The sequence below is a fragment of the Hydrogenophaga atypica genome (assembly GCF_042665215.1).
In the GTDB taxonomy this organism is placed as follows: domain Bacteria; phylum Pseudomonadota; class Gammaproteobacteria; order Burkholderiales; family Burkholderiaceae_C; genus Hydrogenophaga; species Hydrogenophaga defluvii_A.
On sequence record NZ_JBHTCA010000001.1, the window covers coordinates 214,979 to 232,568 of the forward strand.

The 17,590-nt window shown below is 65.1% G+C and carries 21 protein-coding genes; 14 read left to right on the forward strand and 7 right to left on the reverse strand.

From position 1 onward, the window contains the following. Nucleotides 1-3: 3 nt before the first annotated feature. Genes ACFQPB_RS01105 through ACFQPB_RS01125 form a run of 5 tightly spaced genes read left to right on the forward strand, consistent with a single transcriptional unit; the run spans nt 4 to nt 3,608 of the window. The gene (locus ACFQPB_RS01105; protein WP_382200527.1) at nt 4-546 is read left to right on the forward strand and encodes a chalcone isomerase family protein; all 543 of its coding nucleotides are present in this window, start codon (nt 4-6) and stop codon (nt 544-546) included. Next, nucleotides 543-1,844, forward strand: coding sequence for an MFS transporter (locus ACFQPB_RS01110; protein ID WP_382219085.1), 1,302 nt, complete (start codon nt 543-545; stop codon nt 1,842-1,844). The genes ACFQPB_RS01105 and ACFQPB_RS01110 overlap by 4 nt, the downstream gene beginning before the upstream one ends. Next, a complete protein-coding gene (locus ACFQPB_RS01115; RefSeq protein WP_382219087.1) occupies nt 1,841-2,383 on the forward strand; it encodes a DUF3833 domain-containing protein in 543 nt (180 codons plus the stop codon). The genes ACFQPB_RS01110 and ACFQPB_RS01115 overlap by 4 nt, the downstream gene beginning before the upstream one ends. Further along, a complete protein-coding gene (locus ACFQPB_RS01120) occupies nt 2,380-3,168 on the forward strand; it encodes an SDR family NAD(P)-dependent oxidoreductase (protein WP_382219089.1) in 789 nt (262 codons plus the stop codon). Before ACFQPB_RS01115 ends, ACFQPB_RS01120 begins: the two co-directional genes overlap by 4 nt. Continuing rightward, complete coding sequence (locus ACFQPB_RS01125; RefSeq protein WP_382219091.1) at nt 3,165-3,608, forward strand: nuclear transport factor 2 family protein; 444 nt, start codon at nt 3,165-3,167, stop codon at nt 3,606-3,608. The genes ACFQPB_RS01120 and ACFQPB_RS01125 overlap by 4 nt, the downstream gene beginning before the upstream one ends. Before the next feature lie 32 nt (nt 3,609-3,640). Here the strand turns inward: ACFQPB_RS01125 and ACFQPB_RS01130 are convergent, their stop codons facing one another. Beyond that, on the reverse strand, nt 3,641-4,258 hold the full coding sequence (locus ACFQPB_RS01130; RefSeq protein WP_382200517.1) for a glutathione S-transferase N-terminal domain-containing protein: 618 nt from the start codon (nt 4,256-4,258) through the stop codon (nt 3,641-3,643). 99 nt (nt 4,259-4,357) lie between these two features. On the opposite strand from ACFQPB_RS01130, the gene purB reads away from it, so the two are divergent. The 3 genes from purB to ACFQPB_RS01145 all read left to right on the forward strand — a co-directional run bounded on the left by purB (nt 4,358) and on the right by ACFQPB_RS01145 (nt 8,791). Continuing rightward, the gene (gene purB / locus ACFQPB_RS01135) at nt 4,358-5,806 is read left to right on the forward strand and encodes an adenylosuccinate lyase (protein ID WP_382219093.1); all 1,449 of its coding nucleotides are present in this window, start codon (nt 4,358-4,360) and stop codon (nt 5,804-5,806) included. A 128-nt stretch (nt 5,807-5,934) separates the two neighbouring features. Further along, complete coding sequence (locus ACFQPB_RS01140; RefSeq protein WP_382219095.1) at nt 5,935-8,202, forward strand: putative bifunctional diguanylate cyclase/phosphodiesterase; 2,268 nt, start codon at nt 5,935-5,937, stop codon at nt 8,200-8,202. Between the two features lie 16 nt (nt 8,203-8,218). Further along, entirely contained in the window at nt 8,219-8,791 is a 573-nt protein-coding gene (locus ACFQPB_RS01145) for a YaeQ family protein (protein ID WP_382219097.1), read from the forward strand. Here the strand turns inward: ACFQPB_RS01145 and ACFQPB_RS01150 are convergent. The 3 genes from ACFQPB_RS01150 to ACFQPB_RS01160 form a co-directional block, all read right to left on the reverse strand. Then, nucleotides 8,771-9,199 carry a DUF3717 domain-containing protein gene (locus ACFQPB_RS01150; protein WP_382219099.1) on the reverse strand — a complete coding sequence of 143 codons (429 nt, stop codon included), beginning with the start codon at nt 9,197-9,199 and terminating at the stop codon, nt 8,771-8,773. The two genes, ACFQPB_RS01145 and ACFQPB_RS01150, sit on opposite strands and share 21 nt — an antisense overlap. 103 nt (nt 9,200-9,302) lie before the next feature. Beyond that, nucleotides 9,303-10,256, reverse strand: a complete 954-nt coding sequence (locus tag ACFQPB_RS01155) for a TerC family protein (protein WP_382200503.1) — start codon at nt 10,254-10,256, stop codon at nt 9,303-9,305. A 275-nt stretch (nt 10,257-10,531) separates the two neighbouring features. Continuing rightward, entirely contained in the window at nt 10,532-12,154 is a 1,623-nt protein-coding gene (locus tag ACFQPB_RS01160; protein WP_382219101.1) for a M48 family metalloprotease, read from the reverse strand. 42 nt (nt 12,155-12,196) lie between these two features. On the opposite strand from ACFQPB_RS01160, the gene moaC reads away from it, so the two are divergent. The 4 genes from moaC to ACFQPB_RS01180 are packed head-to-tail and all read left to right on the forward strand — an operon-like array spanning nt 12,197 to nt 14,628. Beyond that, nucleotides 12,197-12,685 carry a cyclic pyranopterin monophosphate synthase MoaC gene (gene moaC, locus ACFQPB_RS01165; protein ID WP_382219103.1) on the forward strand — a complete coding sequence of 163 codons (489 nt, stop codon included), beginning with the start codon at nt 12,197-12,199 and terminating at the stop codon, nt 12,683-12,685. Nucleotides 12,686-12,723: 38 nt separating this feature from the next. Next, nucleotides 12,724-13,014, forward strand: coding sequence for a nucleotidyltransferase family protein (locus ACFQPB_RS01170; protein WP_382219104.1), 291 nt, complete (start codon nt 12,724-12,726; stop codon nt 13,012-13,014). Beyond that, nucleotides 13,011-13,358 carry a HepT-like ribonuclease domain-containing protein gene (locus tag ACFQPB_RS01175; RefSeq protein ID WP_382219106.1) on the forward strand — a complete coding sequence of 116 codons (348 nt, stop codon included), beginning with the start codon at nt 13,011-13,013 and terminating at the stop codon, nt 13,356-13,358. The genes ACFQPB_RS01170 and ACFQPB_RS01175 overlap by 4 nt, the downstream gene beginning before the upstream one ends. Nucleotides 13,359-13,377: 19 nt before the next feature. Beyond that, the gene (locus ACFQPB_RS01180; RefSeq protein ID WP_382219107.1) at nt 13,378-14,628 is read left to right on the forward strand and encodes an MgtC/SapB family protein; all 1,251 of its coding nucleotides are present in this window, start codon (nt 13,378-13,380) and stop codon (nt 14,626-14,628) included. Here the strand turns inward: ACFQPB_RS01180 and ACFQPB_RS01185 are convergent, their stop codons facing one another. The 3 genes from ACFQPB_RS01185 to ACFQPB_RS01195 form a co-directional block, all read right to left on the reverse strand. Next, nucleotides 14,629-15,480: a 3-hydroxybutyryl-CoA dehydrogenase gene (locus ACFQPB_RS01185; protein ID WP_382219109.1), complete on the reverse strand. Its 852-nt coding sequence runs from the start codon at nt 15,478-15,480 to the stop codon at nt 14,629-14,631. A 123-nt stretch (nt 15,481-15,603) separates the two neighbouring features. After that, nucleotides 15,604-15,894 carry a type II toxin-antitoxin system RelE/ParE family toxin gene (locus tag ACFQPB_RS01190; RefSeq protein WP_382219111.1) on the reverse strand — a complete coding sequence of 97 codons (291 nt, stop codon included), beginning with the start codon at nt 15,892-15,894 and terminating at the stop codon, nt 15,604-15,606. Then, nucleotides 15,882-16,172, reverse strand: a complete 291-nt coding sequence (locus ACFQPB_RS01195; RefSeq protein WP_382219113.1) for a CopG family ribbon-helix-helix protein — start codon at nt 16,170-16,172, stop codon at nt 15,882-15,884. The genes ACFQPB_RS01190 and ACFQPB_RS01195 overlap by 13 nt, the downstream gene beginning before the upstream one ends. Before the next feature lie 237 nt (nt 16,173-16,409). Between ACFQPB_RS01195 and ACFQPB_RS01200 the strand changes: the two genes are divergently transcribed. After that, nucleotides 16,410-16,919, forward strand: coding sequence for a DUF2919 family protein (locus tag ACFQPB_RS01200; protein WP_382219114.1), 510 nt, complete (start codon nt 16,410-16,412; stop codon nt 16,917-16,919). After that, nucleotides 16,916-17,590 carry a glycosyltransferase gene (locus tag ACFQPB_RS01205; RefSeq protein ID WP_382219116.1) on the forward strand — a complete coding sequence of 225 codons (675 nt, stop codon included), beginning with the start codon at nt 16,916-16,918 and terminating at the stop codon, nt 17,588-17,590. Before ACFQPB_RS01200 ends, ACFQPB_RS01205 begins: the two co-directional genes overlap by 4 nt.

Genomic DNA, 17,590 nt, shown 5'->3' on the forward strand with positions numbered 1-17,590 from the left:
ACCATGCTGCGCCGCCAACTCCTCATTGCTGTGCCTGCTGCTGTGTGCGTGGGCCTGGCGCGGGCCACCCATGCGGGTGCGCCCGGTCTGTTGCCCAGCGGCCGCCGTTTGGGCCAGGCGCGGCTGCGGTTTTTTGGCCTGTCGGTGTACGACGCGACCTTGTGGGCCGAGCCAGGTTTCGACGCCGTGCAGTTTGAGCGCCACCGTTTTGTGCTGGAGCTGCACTACCTGCGCACGCTGTACGGCAAGGCCATCGCCGAGCGTTCGCTGAAAGAAATGCGGGGCGTGGGCAGCGTGAGCGACGCGCAGGCCACGCGCTGGCTGGACGCCATGCTCAAACTCTTCCCCGACGTGAAAGACGGCGACCACATCGCCGGTTTGCATGTGCCCGGCGAGGGCGCGCGCTTCACCCTGAACGAGCGGCCGTTGGGCGACGTGTCGGACGCCGAGTTCGCGCGCCTGTTTTTTGGCATCTGGCTCTCGCCCGCCACGTCCGAGCCGCAGATGCGCACGCAGTTGCTGGCCCAGGCCGGCACCACGTCATGAACACGGCAGCCGCGAGCGGCGCCGCCTTGTTGGACCAACCCGGCGGCTGGACGCACGGTGTGCGCTATGGCCTGTTGGGATTGCCGCTGGCGTTTGCTGCCTTGCCGCTGTACGTGTTGTGGCCCAACCACTTTGCCCGCGAACACGGCGTGTCGCTCGCGGCCTTGGGTGCGGTGTTGCTGGGGGCGCGGCTGTTCGACGCCTTCATCGATCCGCTGATCGGTCGTTGGTGTGACGCGACTTTCCGGCGGTCCGTGGTCGGTGTGTTGTGGCTGGGCGCCCTGGCCAGTGCGGTGTTGGCACTGGGGTTTGTGGCGCTGTTTTTTCCGCCAGCGGCGCTGGGTGCCAGCGCTGCGTTGCTGGCCTGGGCGGTGGCCGGGCTGCTGCTCACCTACACCGCCTACAGCGTGGTGAGTGTGGCGCACCAGTCGTGGGGCGCCATGCTGGGCGGCACCGAAGCGCAGCGCGCCCGCGTGGTGGCTTGGCGCGAAGCGCTGGGTTTGGTGGGGGTGGTGTTGGCGGCGGTTTTGCCCAGCCTGGCCGGGCTGGGTGTTGCGGCCACCGTGTTTGCGCTGCTGCTGGCGGTGGGTTGCTGGGCCTGGAGCAGCGCACTGCGCCCCGTGCCCGACGCCGCTGCCCGCGCGGAACCGCTCGCCTCGGTGTGGGCGCCTTTGCGTCAACCCGCGTTTGCCCGGTTGCTGGGCGTGTTTTTGGTCAACGGCATCGCCAGTGCGGTGCCGGCCACGCTGGTGCTGTTTTTTGTGCAGGACCAGTTGCAGGCCCCTGCCGCAATGGAGCCGGCTTTTCTGGGCACCTATTTTTTGTGCGCCGCCGCGTCCATGCCCGTGTGGCTGCGGGTGGTGGCCCACATGGGCCTGGCGCGCGCCTGGCGTTTGGGCATGGGCCTGAGCGTGCTGGTGTTTGTGTGGGCGGCTTTTCTGGGGCCAGGCGATGCCTGGGCCTTTCTGGGCGTGTGTGCCCTGTCAGGTCTGGCGCTGGGCGCCGATCTGGCCGTGCCCGGCGCTCTGCTGGCCGGTTTGGTGGGCGACATGGGCGAACGCGGGCGTGGCGAAGGCCGCTACTTTGGCTGGTGGAATTTCGCCGCCAAACTCAACCTCGCGCTGGCGGCTGGCCTGGCGCTGCCGCTGCTGGGCTGGTGGGGCTATGCGCCCGGCCAGCGCGACGCGCAGGCGTTGACCGCCCTGACCTGGGCCTACTGCATCTTGCCCTGTGTGCTCAAGCTGGTCGCGGCCGCGGCCCTGCAGCACTTCATCATCCACAAGGAACCCCGATCATGAAACGACGTGTCGCCCTCAGCGCCGTGTTGCTGGCCGCCGCAGGCGGACTGGCCGCGTGTGCTGGCCCGCAGGTGAGCGATTACGCGGCTGACAAACCCGTGCTCGACCTGGCCACCTACTTCAACGGCACGCTCGACGCCTACGGCGTGTTCACCGACCGTTCGGGCAAGGTGGTGCGCCGCTTCACCGTGGTGATGGTGTGCACCTGGACCGGCAACGAAGGTGTGCTGGACGAAGACTTCACCTACTCGGACGGCGAAAAACAACGCCGCGTCTGGCGTTTGAAAAAGCGCCCCGACGGCCATTACACCGGCACCGCCGACGACGTGAAGGGCGAGGCCCAAGGCCAGGTGGCGGGCAACACCTTCCGCTGGGGCTACACCCTGAACCTGCCGGTGGACGGCAAGGTGTATGAGGTGCAGTTTGACGACTGGATGTACCTCATGGACGACCGCGTCATGCTCAACAAAGCGGTGATGAGCAAGTTCGGCTTCAAGCTCGGCGAGGTCACGCTGAGCTTCGTCAAGCGCGCGGGATGAGCGGCATGTGGCTGCGTCCCATCAACCCCCCGATGCGCGACTGGCATGGCAAGCGTGTGTGGGTGGTCGGCGCGTCTTCCGGCATCGGCGAGGCCACGGCGCGTGCGCTGCATGCGCGGGGCGCCCAAGTGGTGGTGTCGGCCCGCAACGTGCGGGCCCTGGATGCGTGGGTGGCCCAACATCCCGGCTCAGCCGCTGTGGCGCTGGACGTGACCGATGCGGCGGCTGTGGCCGATGCCGCGCGCACGTTGCTGCGCCAGGGCGGCATCGATCTCGTGATGTATTGCGCCGGCCACTACCGCGAAATGCGCGCCGACGCTTTTGATCTGGCCGAGATCCAGCGCCATTGGCGTGTGAATTTTGAAGGTGTGTTGTACGTGCTCGACGCCCTGCTGCCGGCGCTGCGCCGCCAAGGGCGAGGTCACATCAGCGTGGTCAGCAGCGTGGCCGGCTTCCGTGGCCTGCCCAAGTCGTTGGCCTATGGGCCGACCAAGGCCGCGCTCATCAACCTGGCCGAAACCCTGTACCTCGATCTGCGGCACGAAGGGGTGGGCGTGAGTGTGGTGAACCCGGGGTTTGTTGAAACGCCGCTGACCGCACACAACGACTTCCACATGCCGGGACTCATCACCCCCGACCAGGCGGCACATGCCATTGTGCGTGGCTGGGCGGCGGGGCATTTCGAGATCGACTTTCCCAAGCGCTTCACCTTCTGGATGCGCCTGCTGCGTCTGTTGCCCTCGCGCCCCTACTTTGCCGCCGTGGCGCGGTTCACCGGGCTATGAACCAGCCCTCCACCGACCCACGCCTGCAGCGCGTGGCCGATTTTTTCGAGACCTTGTCGCCCGACGTGCTCGACCAGTTGGGGCGGGTGTATGCGCCCACCGCCCGTTTCAAAGACCCGTTCAACGACGTGCAAGGCCTGCCCGAGATCCGCGCCATCTTCGAGCACATGTTTGTGTCGCTGCACGAGCCCCGTTTTGTCATCACCACCGGGATGGCGCAAGGCGATCAGGCCTTTGTGACTTGGGACTTCGTGTTCCGGTTCAAACGCTTCGACACCACCACGTTGCAAACCGTGCGGGGCGCCAGCCACCTGCGCTTCGCCCCCGACGGCCGCGTGGCCGAACACCGCGACTACTGGGACGCGGCCGAGGAGCTGTATGAAAAACTGCCCGTGGTGGGTGGTGTGATGCGCTGGCTCAAGCGCCGCGCGAACAGCTGACGCCGTTTTGCCGCCGGGCCACCCCGAGGCGGTTATTGCGGCGGCAGGGTATCGATGAAACTCTGGCGCTGGGCCAGCTTGTCGGCGAGCTTGGCCAGGTTGGGGTACGCCGCGCGCCAGCCCAGTTCGGGGAAGCGGAAGTCGAGGTAACCCAGGGCGCAGCCCACGGCGACGTCGGCCAGGCTCAGGTGGATGCCGTGGCAATAGGCTTTGTCGCCCAGGCCGTGGGCCATGGCCTTGAGCGCGCCGTGCACCTTTTGCATCTGGCGCTCGATCCACAGGCCGCTGCGCTGTTGCGCTTCGCGGTGCGGCCAGGTGGCTTCCAGGCGCGCCAGGATGGCGGCGTCCATCAGGCCGTCGGCCAGGGCTTCCCAGGTTTTGACTTCGGTGCGCTCGCGACCGGTGGTGGGGATGAGTTTGCCCACGGGCGAGAGGGTGTCGAGGTATTCAACGATGACACGCGAGTCGAAAATGGCCTCGGCGCCGTCCATCACCAGGCAGGGCACTTTGCCCAGCGGGTTGGCCTGGGCGATGGTGGTGTCGGCCGCCCACACGTCCTCCAGCACCAACTGGTAGTCCAGCTTCTTCTCCGCCATGACGACGCGCACTTTGCGCACGTAGGGGCTGGTGAGGGCGCCAATGAGTTTCATGTGAGGGGACAGGTGACGGTACGGGAAGGGCATTTTAGCCAGCGGCGCCTGCGCCATGCTGACGGTGTACCGATTCACCGGCTTCCCTACAATTCGGGGATGCAAGTTCCTTCCCAAACCGCCGCCGGCCTGTCGGCACTCACCGCCCTCTCCCCGCTCGACGGCCGTTACGCGCCCAAGCTGGCGGCCCTGCGCCCGTTCATGAGCGAGTTTGGCTACATGCACCGTCGGGTGCAGGTCGAGATCGCCTGGTTCATCGCGCTGTCTGACGCCGGCTTCAGCGAGTTCAAGCCGCTGTCGAGCGAGGCGCGTGCCCACCTGCTGGGCTTGGTGCAGCGCTTCGATGAGGCCGATGCGGCGGCGATCAAGGACATCGAAAAAACCACCAACCACGATGTGAAGGCGGTGGAGTACTGGATCAAGGCACGTTTTGCCGACGCCGCGCTGCCGGCTGCCCTCAAGGCCGAACTGGCGGCGGTGCAGGAGTTTGTGCACTTTGCCTGTACCAGCGAAGACATCAACAACACCAGCCACGCCTTGCAGCTCAAGGCCGGGCGCAACCAGGTGCTGCTGCCTGGCCTGGACGCGGTGATTGCCAAGCTGCGCGAGATGGCCCACGCCTTTGCCGACGTGCCCATGCTCAGCCGCACCCACGGCCAGACCGCCAGCCCCACCACCGTGGGCAAGGAGTTCGCCAACGTGGTGGTGCGGCTGAACAAGGTGCGTGCCGCCATCGCGGATGTGAAGCTGATGGGCAAGATGAACGGCGCCGTGGGCAACTACAACGCCCACCTGAGCGCCTGGCCCGAGTTCGACTGGGAAGCCTTCTCGCGCAATGTGGTGGAAACGCCCGAGCCGCAGGATGTGCCGGCCGGTGCTAGCTGGGGCCTGGGCCTGACCTTCCAGCCCTACAGCATCCAGATCGAGCCGCACGACTACATGGCCGAGCTGTTCGACGCCACCGCGCGCGCCAACACCATCCTGATCGACCTCTCGCGCGACATCTGGGGCTACGTGAGCCTGGGCTACTTCAAGCAAAAGCTCAAGGCCGGCGAGATTGGCTCCAGCACCATGCCACACAAGGTCAACCCCATCGACTTCGAGAACGCCGAAGGCAACCTGGGGCTGGCCAACGCGGTGCTCAAGCACCTGAGCGAAAAGCTCCCTATCAGCCGCTGGCAGCGCGACCTGACCGACTCCACCGTGCTGCGCAACATGGGTGTGGCGCTTGGGTACGCTGCGTTGGCCTACCAGTCGCTCATGACCGGTTTGAACAAGCTGGAGATCAACCTGGAAGCCTTGGCCGACGACCTCGATGCGTCATGGGAAGTGCTGGCCGAACCCATCCAGACCGTGATGCGCCGCTACGGCGTGCAGGGCGCCTACGAAAAGCTCAAGGAAGTCACGCGTGGCAAGACCGTGACCGCCGAGGCGCTGCACGGCCTCATCCGCAGCCTCGACATTCCAGAGGCCGAAAAACAACGCCTGCTGGCCATGACGCCAGGCAGTTACGTGGGCCAAGCCGCCGCGCTGGCCCGTCGGGTCTGAGGTCGGGCCGCATGCCGTTCCAAAAAGCCACCTTCCCAGGTGGCTTTTTTTGTATCTGTCACCCCATGCGGAATTGATAAATACATGACCTTGGGGTACAACCCAATGCAGGCAGCAAATCATCCTTTATGGCCGCCCACCTACCACCGACCACCGATGCGAACGACCAGGCCCTGACGGCGCGTCTGGTTCGGCACGCCGCGCAGGTCATGGTGGTGCTCGGTTTCCTGATCGCGCTGGTGCTGGGGCTGGAGAGCGGCACCAAAGCCGATCACGTCTGGCTGCACGTGCTGGTGGGCCTGGTGGGGTTGACCACACTGGCCCTGCTGCGTGGGGGCAGGCAGCGGGCCGCCGCCTACCTCATGGTGTGGGCGTTCTGGATTTTGGTGGCCCTGGTCACCGCGCGCAACGGCGGTGCGCGCGGTCCCAGCATGCTCAACTACCCCGTGCTGATTGTGTTTTCGGGGTGGATTCTGGGCTCGCTGGCGACCCGCTGGCTGGCGGTGGCCACGGGCGCCCTGTTTTTGGTGTTCGTCTGGGGCCATCCCAAGGGCTGGTTTCCTGATCCGTATTTTGGCAACCAGCTGTTGCACGCCACCTACCTGGGCGGCGTTTTGCTGGTCACCACAGCGGCCACCTTGTTGTCCCGCCGCGACTACCTCAAGCGCCTGGGCGAGGCACACCAGCTGGCCCGCGACCTGGAGGCGCGCGAAGTCGAACTGCGCAAGTTCTACCTCGCGGTCGAACAAAGTCCCATCTCCATCGCCATGGTCGATGCCGAACAGCGCCTGAACTACGTCAACGCCGCCTACGAACACATGGGTGGCTATCGGCGCGAGGCCTTGCTGGGTCAGCGCCCGCAGGCGCTGGGCATAGACAGCACGTTGGCCGATGAGGCGATACACACGGTGGTCAGGCGTGGCGACACCTGGGTGGGGGAGCGCATGTCGCGCCGGGCCGACGGCAGCGAATACCCGGCCTACACCATCGTCATGCCGATACGCCAGGCCGACGGGCGCATCAGCCACTACGCCACGCTGCGACAAGACCTGTCGGCCCAGAAAAGTGCGGAGCAGCGCATCCACCACCTGACCCATTTCGACAGCCTCACCGGCATGCCCAACCGCCGCCAGATGCTGGAGCGGTTGGCACTGGACTTTGCGCTCAACCTGCGCCACGGCCGCATGGCGGCGGTGATGGTGATCAACATCGACCGCTTTCAAAACGTCAACAACGCCCGCGGCCAGGAGGTGGGCGACCAGCTGTTGCGCGCCGTTGGACAACGCCTGCAAAGCCTGTTGCGCGCGGGGGACGGCATCGCCCACCTGTCTGCCGACGAGTTCGTGCTGCTGTTTCACGAACTGGGGGCCGATGCCGAGACCGCCAGCCGCCATGCCCTCACCGTGGCCGAAAAAATCCACTGCGCTTTCGCCAAGCCCTTTGTGTTGGCCGGCGAGGCCGATGCCGTGACCATCACCGCCAGCCTGGGCATCACCCTGTGTCCTCAAGGTCCGGAGGATGAGCCGGCGGAGGCCTTGCGTCGCGCCGACACCGCCCTGCGCCGGGCCAAAGCCGGGGGAGGGCGCCAGAGTGCCTTTTTCGACACCCAGATGGGCAGTGCCGTGCAACAGCGTTTCCAACTGGAGCGCGAGCTGCGGCATGCGGTGGTGGCGGATGAGTTGCGCCTGTTCCTGCAGTCGCAGGTCGATCTGGACGGGGAGGTGGTGGCCGCCGAGGCGTTGGTGCGCTGGCAGCACCCCACGCGTGGGCTGCTGCCGCCCGGGGTGTTCATTGCGCTGGCCGAAGAAAGCGACCTCATTGTGGCCCTGGGCGACTGGGTGCTGGGCCAGGCCTGCGTGTGCATGGCCGATGCCGTGCGGGAGGGCCGAGCGTTGCGCTTGTCCGTCAACGTCAGCCCACGCCAGTTCCGTGAAGCCGGTTTTGTGCCACGGGTGCAGCAGTTGTTGGCAGAACATGGCCTGCAAGCAGGTCTTCTGACGCTGGAGGTCACCGAGGGCTTGGTGGTGGACGATGTGGAGCTGGTGGCCGCCAAGATGCGCGCATTGGCCGATCTGGGGGTCCATTTTTCAGTGGACGACTTTGGCACGGGGTATTCCTCCCTGCGTTACCTCAAGCGCCTGCCCCTGCACGAACTCAAGATCGACAAAAGTTTTGTGCAGGACGCCCCACACAGCGCCGACGACGCCGCCCTGGTGGACACCATGCTGGCCGTGGCCGGCCACCTGGGCCTGAGCGTGGTGGCGGAGGGTGTGGAAACCCAGGCGCACGCCGATTTCCTGGCGTCACGCAACAGCCCGATGTTGCTGCAGGGCTACCTGCATGGCCGCCCCGAACCGGCTGCCGACTGGCTGGCCCGCTGGAAGGCCAGCCCATGACAGGTATGCTCGGCACATGGCTCTCAAGTCCACCATCTTCAAGGCGCATCTGCAGATCGCCGACATCGACCACGGCTACTACGCCGACCACGCGCTGACCCTGGCCCGCCACCCCAGCGAAACCGACGAACGCATGATGATTCGCCTGGCGGCGCTGGCGCTCAACGCCTGGCGCTTGCAGGCCGAGTGCAACGGCGACGGCACGCTGGCCTTCGGCGCCGGCTTGAGCGACCCGGACGATCCCGACATCTGGCTGCGCGACTTCACCGGCCGCACCCGCGTGTGGATCGAGGTGGGCCAGCCCGAAGACAAGCCCGTCCTCAAGGCCTGCAGCAAGGCCGACCGTGTGATCGTTTACGCCTTTGCCTCGTCGGCCGACATCTGGTGGCGCGGCATACAGACCAAACTCACTCGCACCGACAAGTTGGCGGTGTGGCGCGTGCCCACCGAGTCGTCGCAAGAGTTGGCGGGTTTGGCCGAGCGCAGCATGCAACTGCAAGCCACGGTGCTCGAAGGCGTGCTCACCCTGGGCAACGGCGAGCGCAGCGTGTCGCTGGAGTGTGTGCCCCTACTCGTCGGCGCCGACTGAGTTGGCTTCTGCCGCGCGTTCGGCGTAGGTGTTGAAGCGCCAGGCACTGGCTTCCAGCGTGATGCGGCGCCAGGTGGCGCGTTTTTCGCCGGGTGTCATGGCCGGCCAGTGCTGCACCTCGTCAAAGCTGCGGCCACAGCCCTTGCACACATCGTCACCCTGGCTGGTGGAGCAGATGGCGATGCAAGGTGTGTCGGGCGTGGTGTCGTACCAGGCTTTCCAGGCCGCATGCGCCTTGCGTGGCATGCTGTCCTCGTCGGCCTCGCTCTCGTGGTGGAACACCAGCAAGGCATAGACCTCGGCCAACGCCCGGATTTCGGGCGCCAGCGAAACACCGTCTGGCGAGGGCTTGCGCCCGCGCCAGAAGTTGATCGCTGCTTCGATGTCGGTGATGTGGATGCCGGCCATAGGGGGGCGGATGATAACCGGCTTGTCGGCCAGCGCCTTTAACGGGATGGGGCCGCCGCGCCGGGCCGCCCCAAGCAAGGCCCGCTCGCCCCTTGGGGGCCTGTTACCGGGCGTTCGGCGCGGTCTTCACGCTCCACAGCATGGTGATGGCCAGGATGCCGACCACCACACCCAGCGACACAGCCACTGGGATCTTGAAGACGTCGATCAGCATCATCTTGCTGCCGATGAAGACCAGGATGACGGCCAGGCCGTAGTTGAGCAGGTGGAACTTGCCGGCCACGGCCGCCAGCAGGAAGTACATGGCGCGCAGGCCCAGGATGGCGAACACGTTGCTGGTCAGCACGATGAACGGGTCTTGCGTGATGGCGAAGATGGCGGGGATGGAGTCGACCGCGAAGATCACGTCGGTGAGGGCCACCAGGGCAATCACCATCATCAGCGGGGTGGCGATTTTTTTGCCGTTTTCCACCGTCCAGAACTTCTCGCCGTCGTAGTGTTTGCTCACCGGCATCACGCGGCGCAAGAGGCGCAGAGCGGGGTTGTCGTCCAGCGTGCCTTCCTTGTCGGCGGCCCACCACATCTTGATGCCGGTGAGCACCAGAAAGCCACCGAAGACGTACAGGATCCAGTGGAACTGCGACAACAGCCAGCCGCCCACCAGGATCATGATGGTGCGCAACACGATGGCGCCGATGATGCCGATCATGAGCACCCGCTTCTGGAAGGCCGGCGGCACCGCGAAGTAGGTGAAGATCATCAGGAAGACAAAGATGTTGTCCACCGCGAGCGACTTCTCGATCAGGTAGCCGGTGAGAAATTCAAGCGACTTTTCGTTGGCCACCGCGACCGATCCGGTGGTGTCGCGCACGGCCCACCAGAACAGGCCGTTGAACACGAAACTCAGCGCCACCCAGAGGAGCGACCAGTTCAGCGCCTCTTTCATGCCCACCTCGTGGGCGCCCTGCTTTTTTAGGACGACAAAATCGACGAACAGGGAAGCGATGACGATCGCGACGAAAACAAGCCAAAGCCAGACCGGTGCTACGGTGCTCATAAAAAGACCTTCAATGGTTGAGTGTGGTGACACACCCAGAAGGTCTCGCGGGGGCTTCAGCGCAGCAATGTGGCTGTGTCCCTGGCGGATCCGGAGCGCGCCTTGCGGGCACGCACGTATTGACGGATGACGCCGCCTGCCGGCTCAGCCCAGGTTGGGCGGCTGCAGACTCGCTACTCCCCTTTCGGGTAGAGGCGATTCTGCCATGGCTCTGCTGTCAGGCACAAAGCCTGGTGATGCCGTGGGGTTTTTGTTGCGTTGCATCACGTCCGACGTCAACGACCGCCGCGTTGCTCGGCGGCGTCGCGTTCGATGTCGGTCTGCAGCCGCATGATCTCGCGCGTGCGCGCATCCAGGATGGACAGCTCGAAGTGGTCGGCCTGCGGTTGGCTGCGTGCCAGGTTTTGAGCGGACTTGAAGCGGTCAATGGCGCCGGGGTAGTCGAGCATGGCCACCTGGGCCTCGGCATCGGCGCGCACCGCGCGCAGGGCCTGGTTTTGTGCGCGGTACAACGTGGCCAGGGTTTGCCAGGCCAGCGCGTCGGTGGGGCGTTCGGTCACCCAGGTCAGCAGGCGTTCGCTGGCGCGGGCCATGGCGGCCGGTTGGCCACCAGCGCGTGCTGCCTGTGCCGCCATCAACAAGCCGGTGCGGGTGCCGCGTGTGGCCAGGCGGTCGGCCCAGGCGGGCAGCGGCTGGCCGCCGATGCGCTGGTCCGCCGGTGCTTGCAGCAGCACCTCCACCGCCAGTGCTTCTGCCACCGGCAGGGCGCTGGCGTCCAGGCCAGGTTGCTGGAGCAGGGCCTCGGTGGCGTTGATGGCGGTGTTCAGGTTGCGCTGCTTCAGGGCGGCCAGCGCGGTGGCGTAGTGGCGGGCAGCGCGTGTCGGGCCATCGCCGGTTGTTGCCGTGGCCTGGTGCTCGTCGGGCCGCACGCGCTGGCGGTCGGCGCCGGCCTCGGCCAGCACACGCGCACGGGCCGCCATGAGCGCGTGCATCCAGGCGTTGTGGGGCGAGGTGCTGTGGCCGTGGGGCTGGCCACGGTGGCTGGCGTGGTCGTGCATGGGCAGGCGGGCGCGCATGTCGGCCATGCGTTCGGTGGTCAGCGGGTGGCTGCGCAGGTAGGGAAAACCGCCGTCGTCGTTGAGCCGGGCCGACTGCTGCAGCCGCTCGAACATGGTCACAAAGCCCTGGCCCTCAAAACCGGCATCGCGCATGACACCAAAACCCACGCGGTCGGCTTCGCGCTCCATGTCGCGCGAAAAGTTGAGCTGGTTTTGCACCGCCAGCGCTTGCCCACCGGCAATGGCCGCGCCGCCGATATCGGCGTTGTTGGCCGCACTGGCCGCCAGAATGCCCAGCAGCATGCCGGCCAGCAACAGCGGGGCTTGCTGGGATTGTTTGTCGATGTTGCGGGCGATGTGGCGTTGTGTGACGTGGGTGAGTTCGTGCGCCAGCACCGAGGCCAGTTCGTCGGCGTTGGCCGTCATGGCGATCAGGCCCAGGTGCACGCCCAGGTTGCCGCCTGGCATGGCAAAGGCGTTCACCGTGTTGTCGCGCGAAATCATCAGGCGCCAGGCGAAGCGTTCGGCCATCTCGGGTGACAGTTCGCCGCGCCGTTGCGCCGCCTCGATCAGCGGGCGCCACAGCGAAGCCAGGTAGTCGCCCAGCACCGGGTCGTCGAGGTAGTCGGGGTCGCGGAAGATGGCGCGTGCCATGTGGTCGCCCAGCCGCCGTTCGGCACTCAGCGACATGGTTTGCCCGTCGCCCAGGTGGGGCAGGTTGGGCGTGTCGCGCGGCAGGCGGTTCACCTGTGCTTGCAGAGGGGCGATGGGCTGCAGGAGGAGCGCCGCAGCCAGGGGGATCAGGGCGGCGCGGCGCCGGCCTGCGAGGGACTTGAACATGCGCCGTATGATGCCGCGTTCCCGTAAAGGTTTCGTAAAAGCATGAGCCAGACTTCGTCACCCCTGACCCACTTCGATGCCCAGGGCCAAGCCCACATGGTGGACGTGGGCGCCAAAGCACACACCCGGCGCGTGGCTGTGGCGCAAGGCCGCATCACCATGCTGCCGGCCACGCTGGCGCTGGTGACCGCAGGCACCGCCAAGAAGGGCGACGTGCTGGGCATTGCGCGCATTGCCGGCATACAGGGCGCCAAACGCACCAGCGAACTCATTCCGCTGTGCCACCCGATTGCGCTCACCCGCGTGGCGGTGGACTTTGAGGTGCTGGCCGAACAGCACGCGGTGTTGTGCACCGCCACCGCCGAAACCGTGGGCCCCACCGGCGTGGAAATGGAGGCCCTCACCGCCGTGCAGGTGGCCCTGCTCACCATCTACGACATGTGCAAGGCGGCCGACAAGGGCATGGTGATGTCGGACGTGCGCTTGCTGGAGAAACACGGCGGCAAAAGCGGCAGTTTTGTGGCCACCTGAGGCCATAGGGTCCAGAATTCCTTCCAAAGGAGCGTCCCATGTTGCTTGACGAACTGCTTGCTCGCCGCCAGGAAATTCGGCAGCTGTGCCGCCGCCATGGCGTGCAGCGCGTGCGGGTGTTTGGTTCGGTGGCTCGGCGGGAGGAGCAGCTCGACAGCGATATCGATTTTCTGGTGGACTTGCCGCGTGGGTACGACTTGTTGTTGCAGCGTCTGCCGCTGGCCGATGGCCTGTCGGATTTGCTGGACCGTCGTGTGGAAGTGATTCCCGAACATGAACTCAGTCGACACATCCGCGCCCACGTAGAGCAAGAGGCGGTCGAGCTGTGAGCAAATCTTGGCAGCCCTACGCGCAACACATTCTTGATGCCGCCGATCGCATCCGAAACATCCAGCTGCGCGGCGATTTGACCACCGACCAGGTGCTGTACGACGCAAGCTTGCGCAACTTGCAGACCTTGTCGGAGGCCACGCAACAGTTGCCGATCGCAATGAAAGATCGGTATCCCGACATCCCATGGCGTTCGATCAGTGGGTTCAGGAACATTCTGGTGCACAACTACCTGGGCGACATCGATCCAGTGGCGGTCAAGCAAGTGATTGATCGTCACCTGCCATTGGTCGTGCAGGCTGTTCAGGCCATGTTGGGTCAGTTGCCTGATCACACCGATTGATGGCCCACCGCCGCCGCACGTGAACGAGAGTGTCCTATCTCCTTCGATGCTGGCCGTGCTGGCCACGGCCCTGGGCTGCGGCCTGCTGGTGGGCCTGGACCGCGAGCGGCGCAAGCTGCGTGGGCCGCGTCGGCCACTGGCGGGGCTGCGGACTTTTGCGCTGACCAGCGTCAGCGGTGCGGCGGCCATGTTGTCGGGGCAGCATGCGCTGGTGGCGGTGGGGGCGCTGTTGGTGGTGGGGCTGGCGGTGGTGGCCTACCTGCGCAACCGCACCGACGACCCCGGCGTCACCACCGAGGTGGCGCTGTTCCTTACCTACCTCATTGGCGTGTTGTGTGTGGTCAGCCTACCGCTGGCGGCTGGGCTGGCGGTGGTGCTCACGGCTCTGCTCACCGAGCGCGAGACCTTGCACCGCTTCGCCACCGAATGGCTGACGCCGGGTGAAATGCGCGACGGCATCATCTTGCTGACCGTGGTGCTGATCGGTCTGCCCTTGTTGCCCAACCGGCCACTTTGGGGGCCGGTGCTCAACCCTCAGGTGATTGGGCAGCTGCTGGCCCTGTTGCTGGCCCTGCAATCGCTGGCCCACCTGAGCCGGCGGCTGCTGGCGGCGCGGCAGGCGCTGGCGCTGTCGTCCTTGGCGTCGGGTTTTGTGTCCAGCACCGCCACCGTGGCCACGCTGGGCATGGCCGTGCGCGAAGGGCGTGGTCAGCCCGGGGCCATGGCCGGCGCCGCTTTGATCTCGTGTGTGGCCACCTTGTTGCAGCTGCTGCTGGTGACGGCCGCCGTGCAGGCGGCGTGGTTGCCGGTGTTGCTGTGGCCGTCGCTGGCCGGTGCCCTGGTGGCGCTGCTGTGGGGGGCTTGGTTGGTGCGCGGTGCCCAGCTGGCGCCTGCAGGCGATGCGCCAGCCGCTGGCGATGTGCGCATGTTCAGCCTGCGCGCCGCCGCACTGATTGCCGCGTTGCTGACCGGCATACAGGCGGCTGTCTACGGTCTGAGCCTGTGGCTGGGCCCCAAGGGCATGTTGGCTGGCACTTTGCTGGCGTCATTGGCCGAATTGCACAGCGCGGTGGCCGCTGTGATGGCGGCCACCTTGCCTGGCGATGGCCAGCACCCCGAAACCACCATTGCCCTGGCCCTGGTGGTGCACGCCGCCAGCAAATGTGTGAACGCCGGCCTGACCGGCGGTTGGCGCTACGCCCTGGCGCTGGCGCCGGGCATGCTGGTGCACACGGGGGTGGCGGTGGGGTGGCTGGTGTGGGGGCGGTGATCAGTAGCTGTACACCCCACGCCCCGTTTTGCGGCCCAGCCAGCCGGCTGCCACCATCTCTTTGAGCAGCGGCGCCGGGCGGTATTTGCTGTCGTTGTACTCGGCCATGTAAACGTTCATCACCGCCAGGCACACGTCCAGGCCAATCATGTCGGCCAGGGCCAGCGGGCCAATCGGCTGGTTGCAGCCCAGCTTCATGCCGGCATCAATGTCTTCCGGTGTGGCCAGGCCCTCGGCCAGCACAAAAAACGCCTCGTTGATCATGGGCACCAGGATGCGGTTGACCACAAAACCGGGTGCGTTTTTCACCGTGATCGGTGTTTTGCCCAGGGCTTCTGCCAGGGCCTTCACCGCATCGTGCGTGGCGTCGCTGGTTTGCAGGCCACGGATGATCTCCACCAGCGCCATCATGGGAACCGGGTTGAAAAAGTGCATGCCAATGAAGCGGTCGGCCCGCTGCGTGGTAGCGGCCAGCTTGGTGATGGAAATCGAGCTGGTGTTGGTGGCCACAATGGTGTTGGCCGGCAGCATGGTGTCGAGTTGCTGCAGGATCTTGACTTTCAGCGCTTCGTTTTCGGTGGCTGCCTCGATCACCAGTTGGGCACCTTTGAGGTCGTCGTAGCTGGTGCTGCCTTTGATGCGTGCCAGCGCCGCGTCCTTTTCGGCGGCGGTCAACTTGTCTTTCTTGATCAGTCGGTCCAGACTGCCCGACACGGTGGCAATGCCCTTTTGCACCGCCGCTTCGTTGATGTCGACCATCACGACGTGCAGGCCCGACGTGGCGCAAGCCTGCGCAATGCCGTTGCCCATGGTGCCGGCGCCGATGATGCCGATGGTTTGGATGGGTGTCACAGTGAGTTACCTTTACATAAAGGGGGGTGAATGACCAACAAAAATGGCCCCCAGTTTAGTGCGGCGCGTTGACTCAATTTTCTTCGAAGCGTGTGGATGGTTTCTGCCGGAGTTCGCGGCCCATCAGTAGCCCACCTCTTTCTGATGGCGCACCGCGAGGATGACGACCGCGTCCGGGCCAACGCGGTAGCGGGCCACATAGCCGCTGTCGCCGAAGTCGATGATCCACTCCCGGAATTCGTCCGGCATGTCCTCAATCGGGCGGCCAATGCCGGGCTGAAGTTCCAGCGCTTTGACGCCCTGGCGAATGGCCTTCACTGCCCTCTTGGCGGCGTCAGGGTTCTTGGGCGACCAAAAACGATAGAGGCGCTGCACATTGAGCAGCGCCAGAGGCGACCAGATCAGACGTGGCATGCAGGCGGTTCGGTGTCGTTGCCTTGTTCGAGTTGGGCAAGCCAGGCATCGGCCTCATCGGCGGTGACATGCAGCCCGGTGGTGCGGTACGCTTCCCAGGCCTTGAGCGTGTCCTGGCGGAACGCCTCCCGTTTTTCCTCGCGATCCACGTACTGGGTGATCGCCTCGCGCATCAGCCAATGCGGCGTGCGATGCCGCGCCTCGGCCAGGCGCTTCACGCGGGCCTTGGTTTCCTCGTCGATCTTGATCGCCACGGGGCGAACGGCAGCAGCGGTCATGGGGACTCCATGGGGGTATCTCGAAGTATCACCTTACCATGCTTGTGTCTGACCGGCAACGGCGGTGACGACCTACCCGAGGCCCACTTCGTACAAACACGAGTTTGCCCACCGGTGTGCCAGTTTTTCCCAGACACACATCCAGTTCAGTTTTCATGTTGCGGTGCCGTGCAACGATATCGACGGATGTCACGGGCCGGGCGCTGGCACGGCAGAGGCCGCGCGCTATAGTGCAGCATGGCCCAACTTGATGAAAGATTGTTAGACGTCAACCAGCATGGCGTCTTGCGCATACCGGCTGAAATCTGGTTGGCGCTGGTCTTTCTGGCCCGGCACTGGGTGTTGATGTTGCTGGTCACCGTCATCGCGCGACGCTCCAAAGAGGCCTATATTCTTTTTGGCTCGGATTTCAGCTGGATCGTCATTGCCATCGAAGTGCCCGCACTGCTCATGGCCGTGTTGTGTGTGCGCAGGGTGCCCCAAGCTGGCGGCTTGGTGCGCCGGCTCTGGCCACTGGCCCGCCACTTGGGTGCTGCCACCGCCGCCATGCACCTCATCTACGTGGCGTGGTACCTGTGGAATTCCAGCTACTGGCTGCCATGGCCTGAGTTGTTTCTGGCCAGTTGTGCGCTCATTGATCTGGTGATCATCACCAGCCTGTTTCGTTCGCCTCACCTCAAGCGGGTGTTTGCCGAATTCCCCGCGCCGCGCACCGAATCCCAAACGTCCACCCCCAGCGCAACATGATCCGCATCTTCATTGGCTACGACCCCCGCGAAACCGTTGCATGGCACGTGCTCACGCACAGCATCCTGGCGCGATCGAGCCAACCTGTGAGCTTTGTTCCGTTGGCGCTCAACAACTTGCAAGGGTTGATGTGGCGCGAGCGCAATCCGCTGCAAAGCACCGAGTTCTCTTTCTCGCGCTTTCTCACGCCATACCTCAGTGGCTATGAAGGCTGGTCGCTGTTCATGGATTGCGACATGCTCGTGCTGGACGACATCGCCAAGCTGTGGGCCCTGCGCGACGAGCGCTACGCCGTGATGTGCGTGCAGCACGACCACCAGCCCAACGAAACGGTCAAGTTCCTCAATCAGCCGCAAACTGCCTATGGCAAAAAGAACTGGAGCAGTGTGATGCTGTTCAACAACGCCCGTTGCAAGGCGCTAACGCCCGACTACGTCAACACCGCGAGCGGGTTGGAGTTGCACCAGTTCAAATGGCTGGACGATGACACCCTCATTGGCGAACTGCCCAAAGCCTGGAACCACTTGGTGGGCTACGAGCCGCACGCCGAAGGCATGAGCAATGTGCACTTCACGCTGGGGGGGCCGTACTTCAATGAGTTTGCAGAATGTGCCTACTCAACAGAGTGGGAGGAAGAGAAAGCGAGCACCCTGCGGGTGGATCAAAATTAA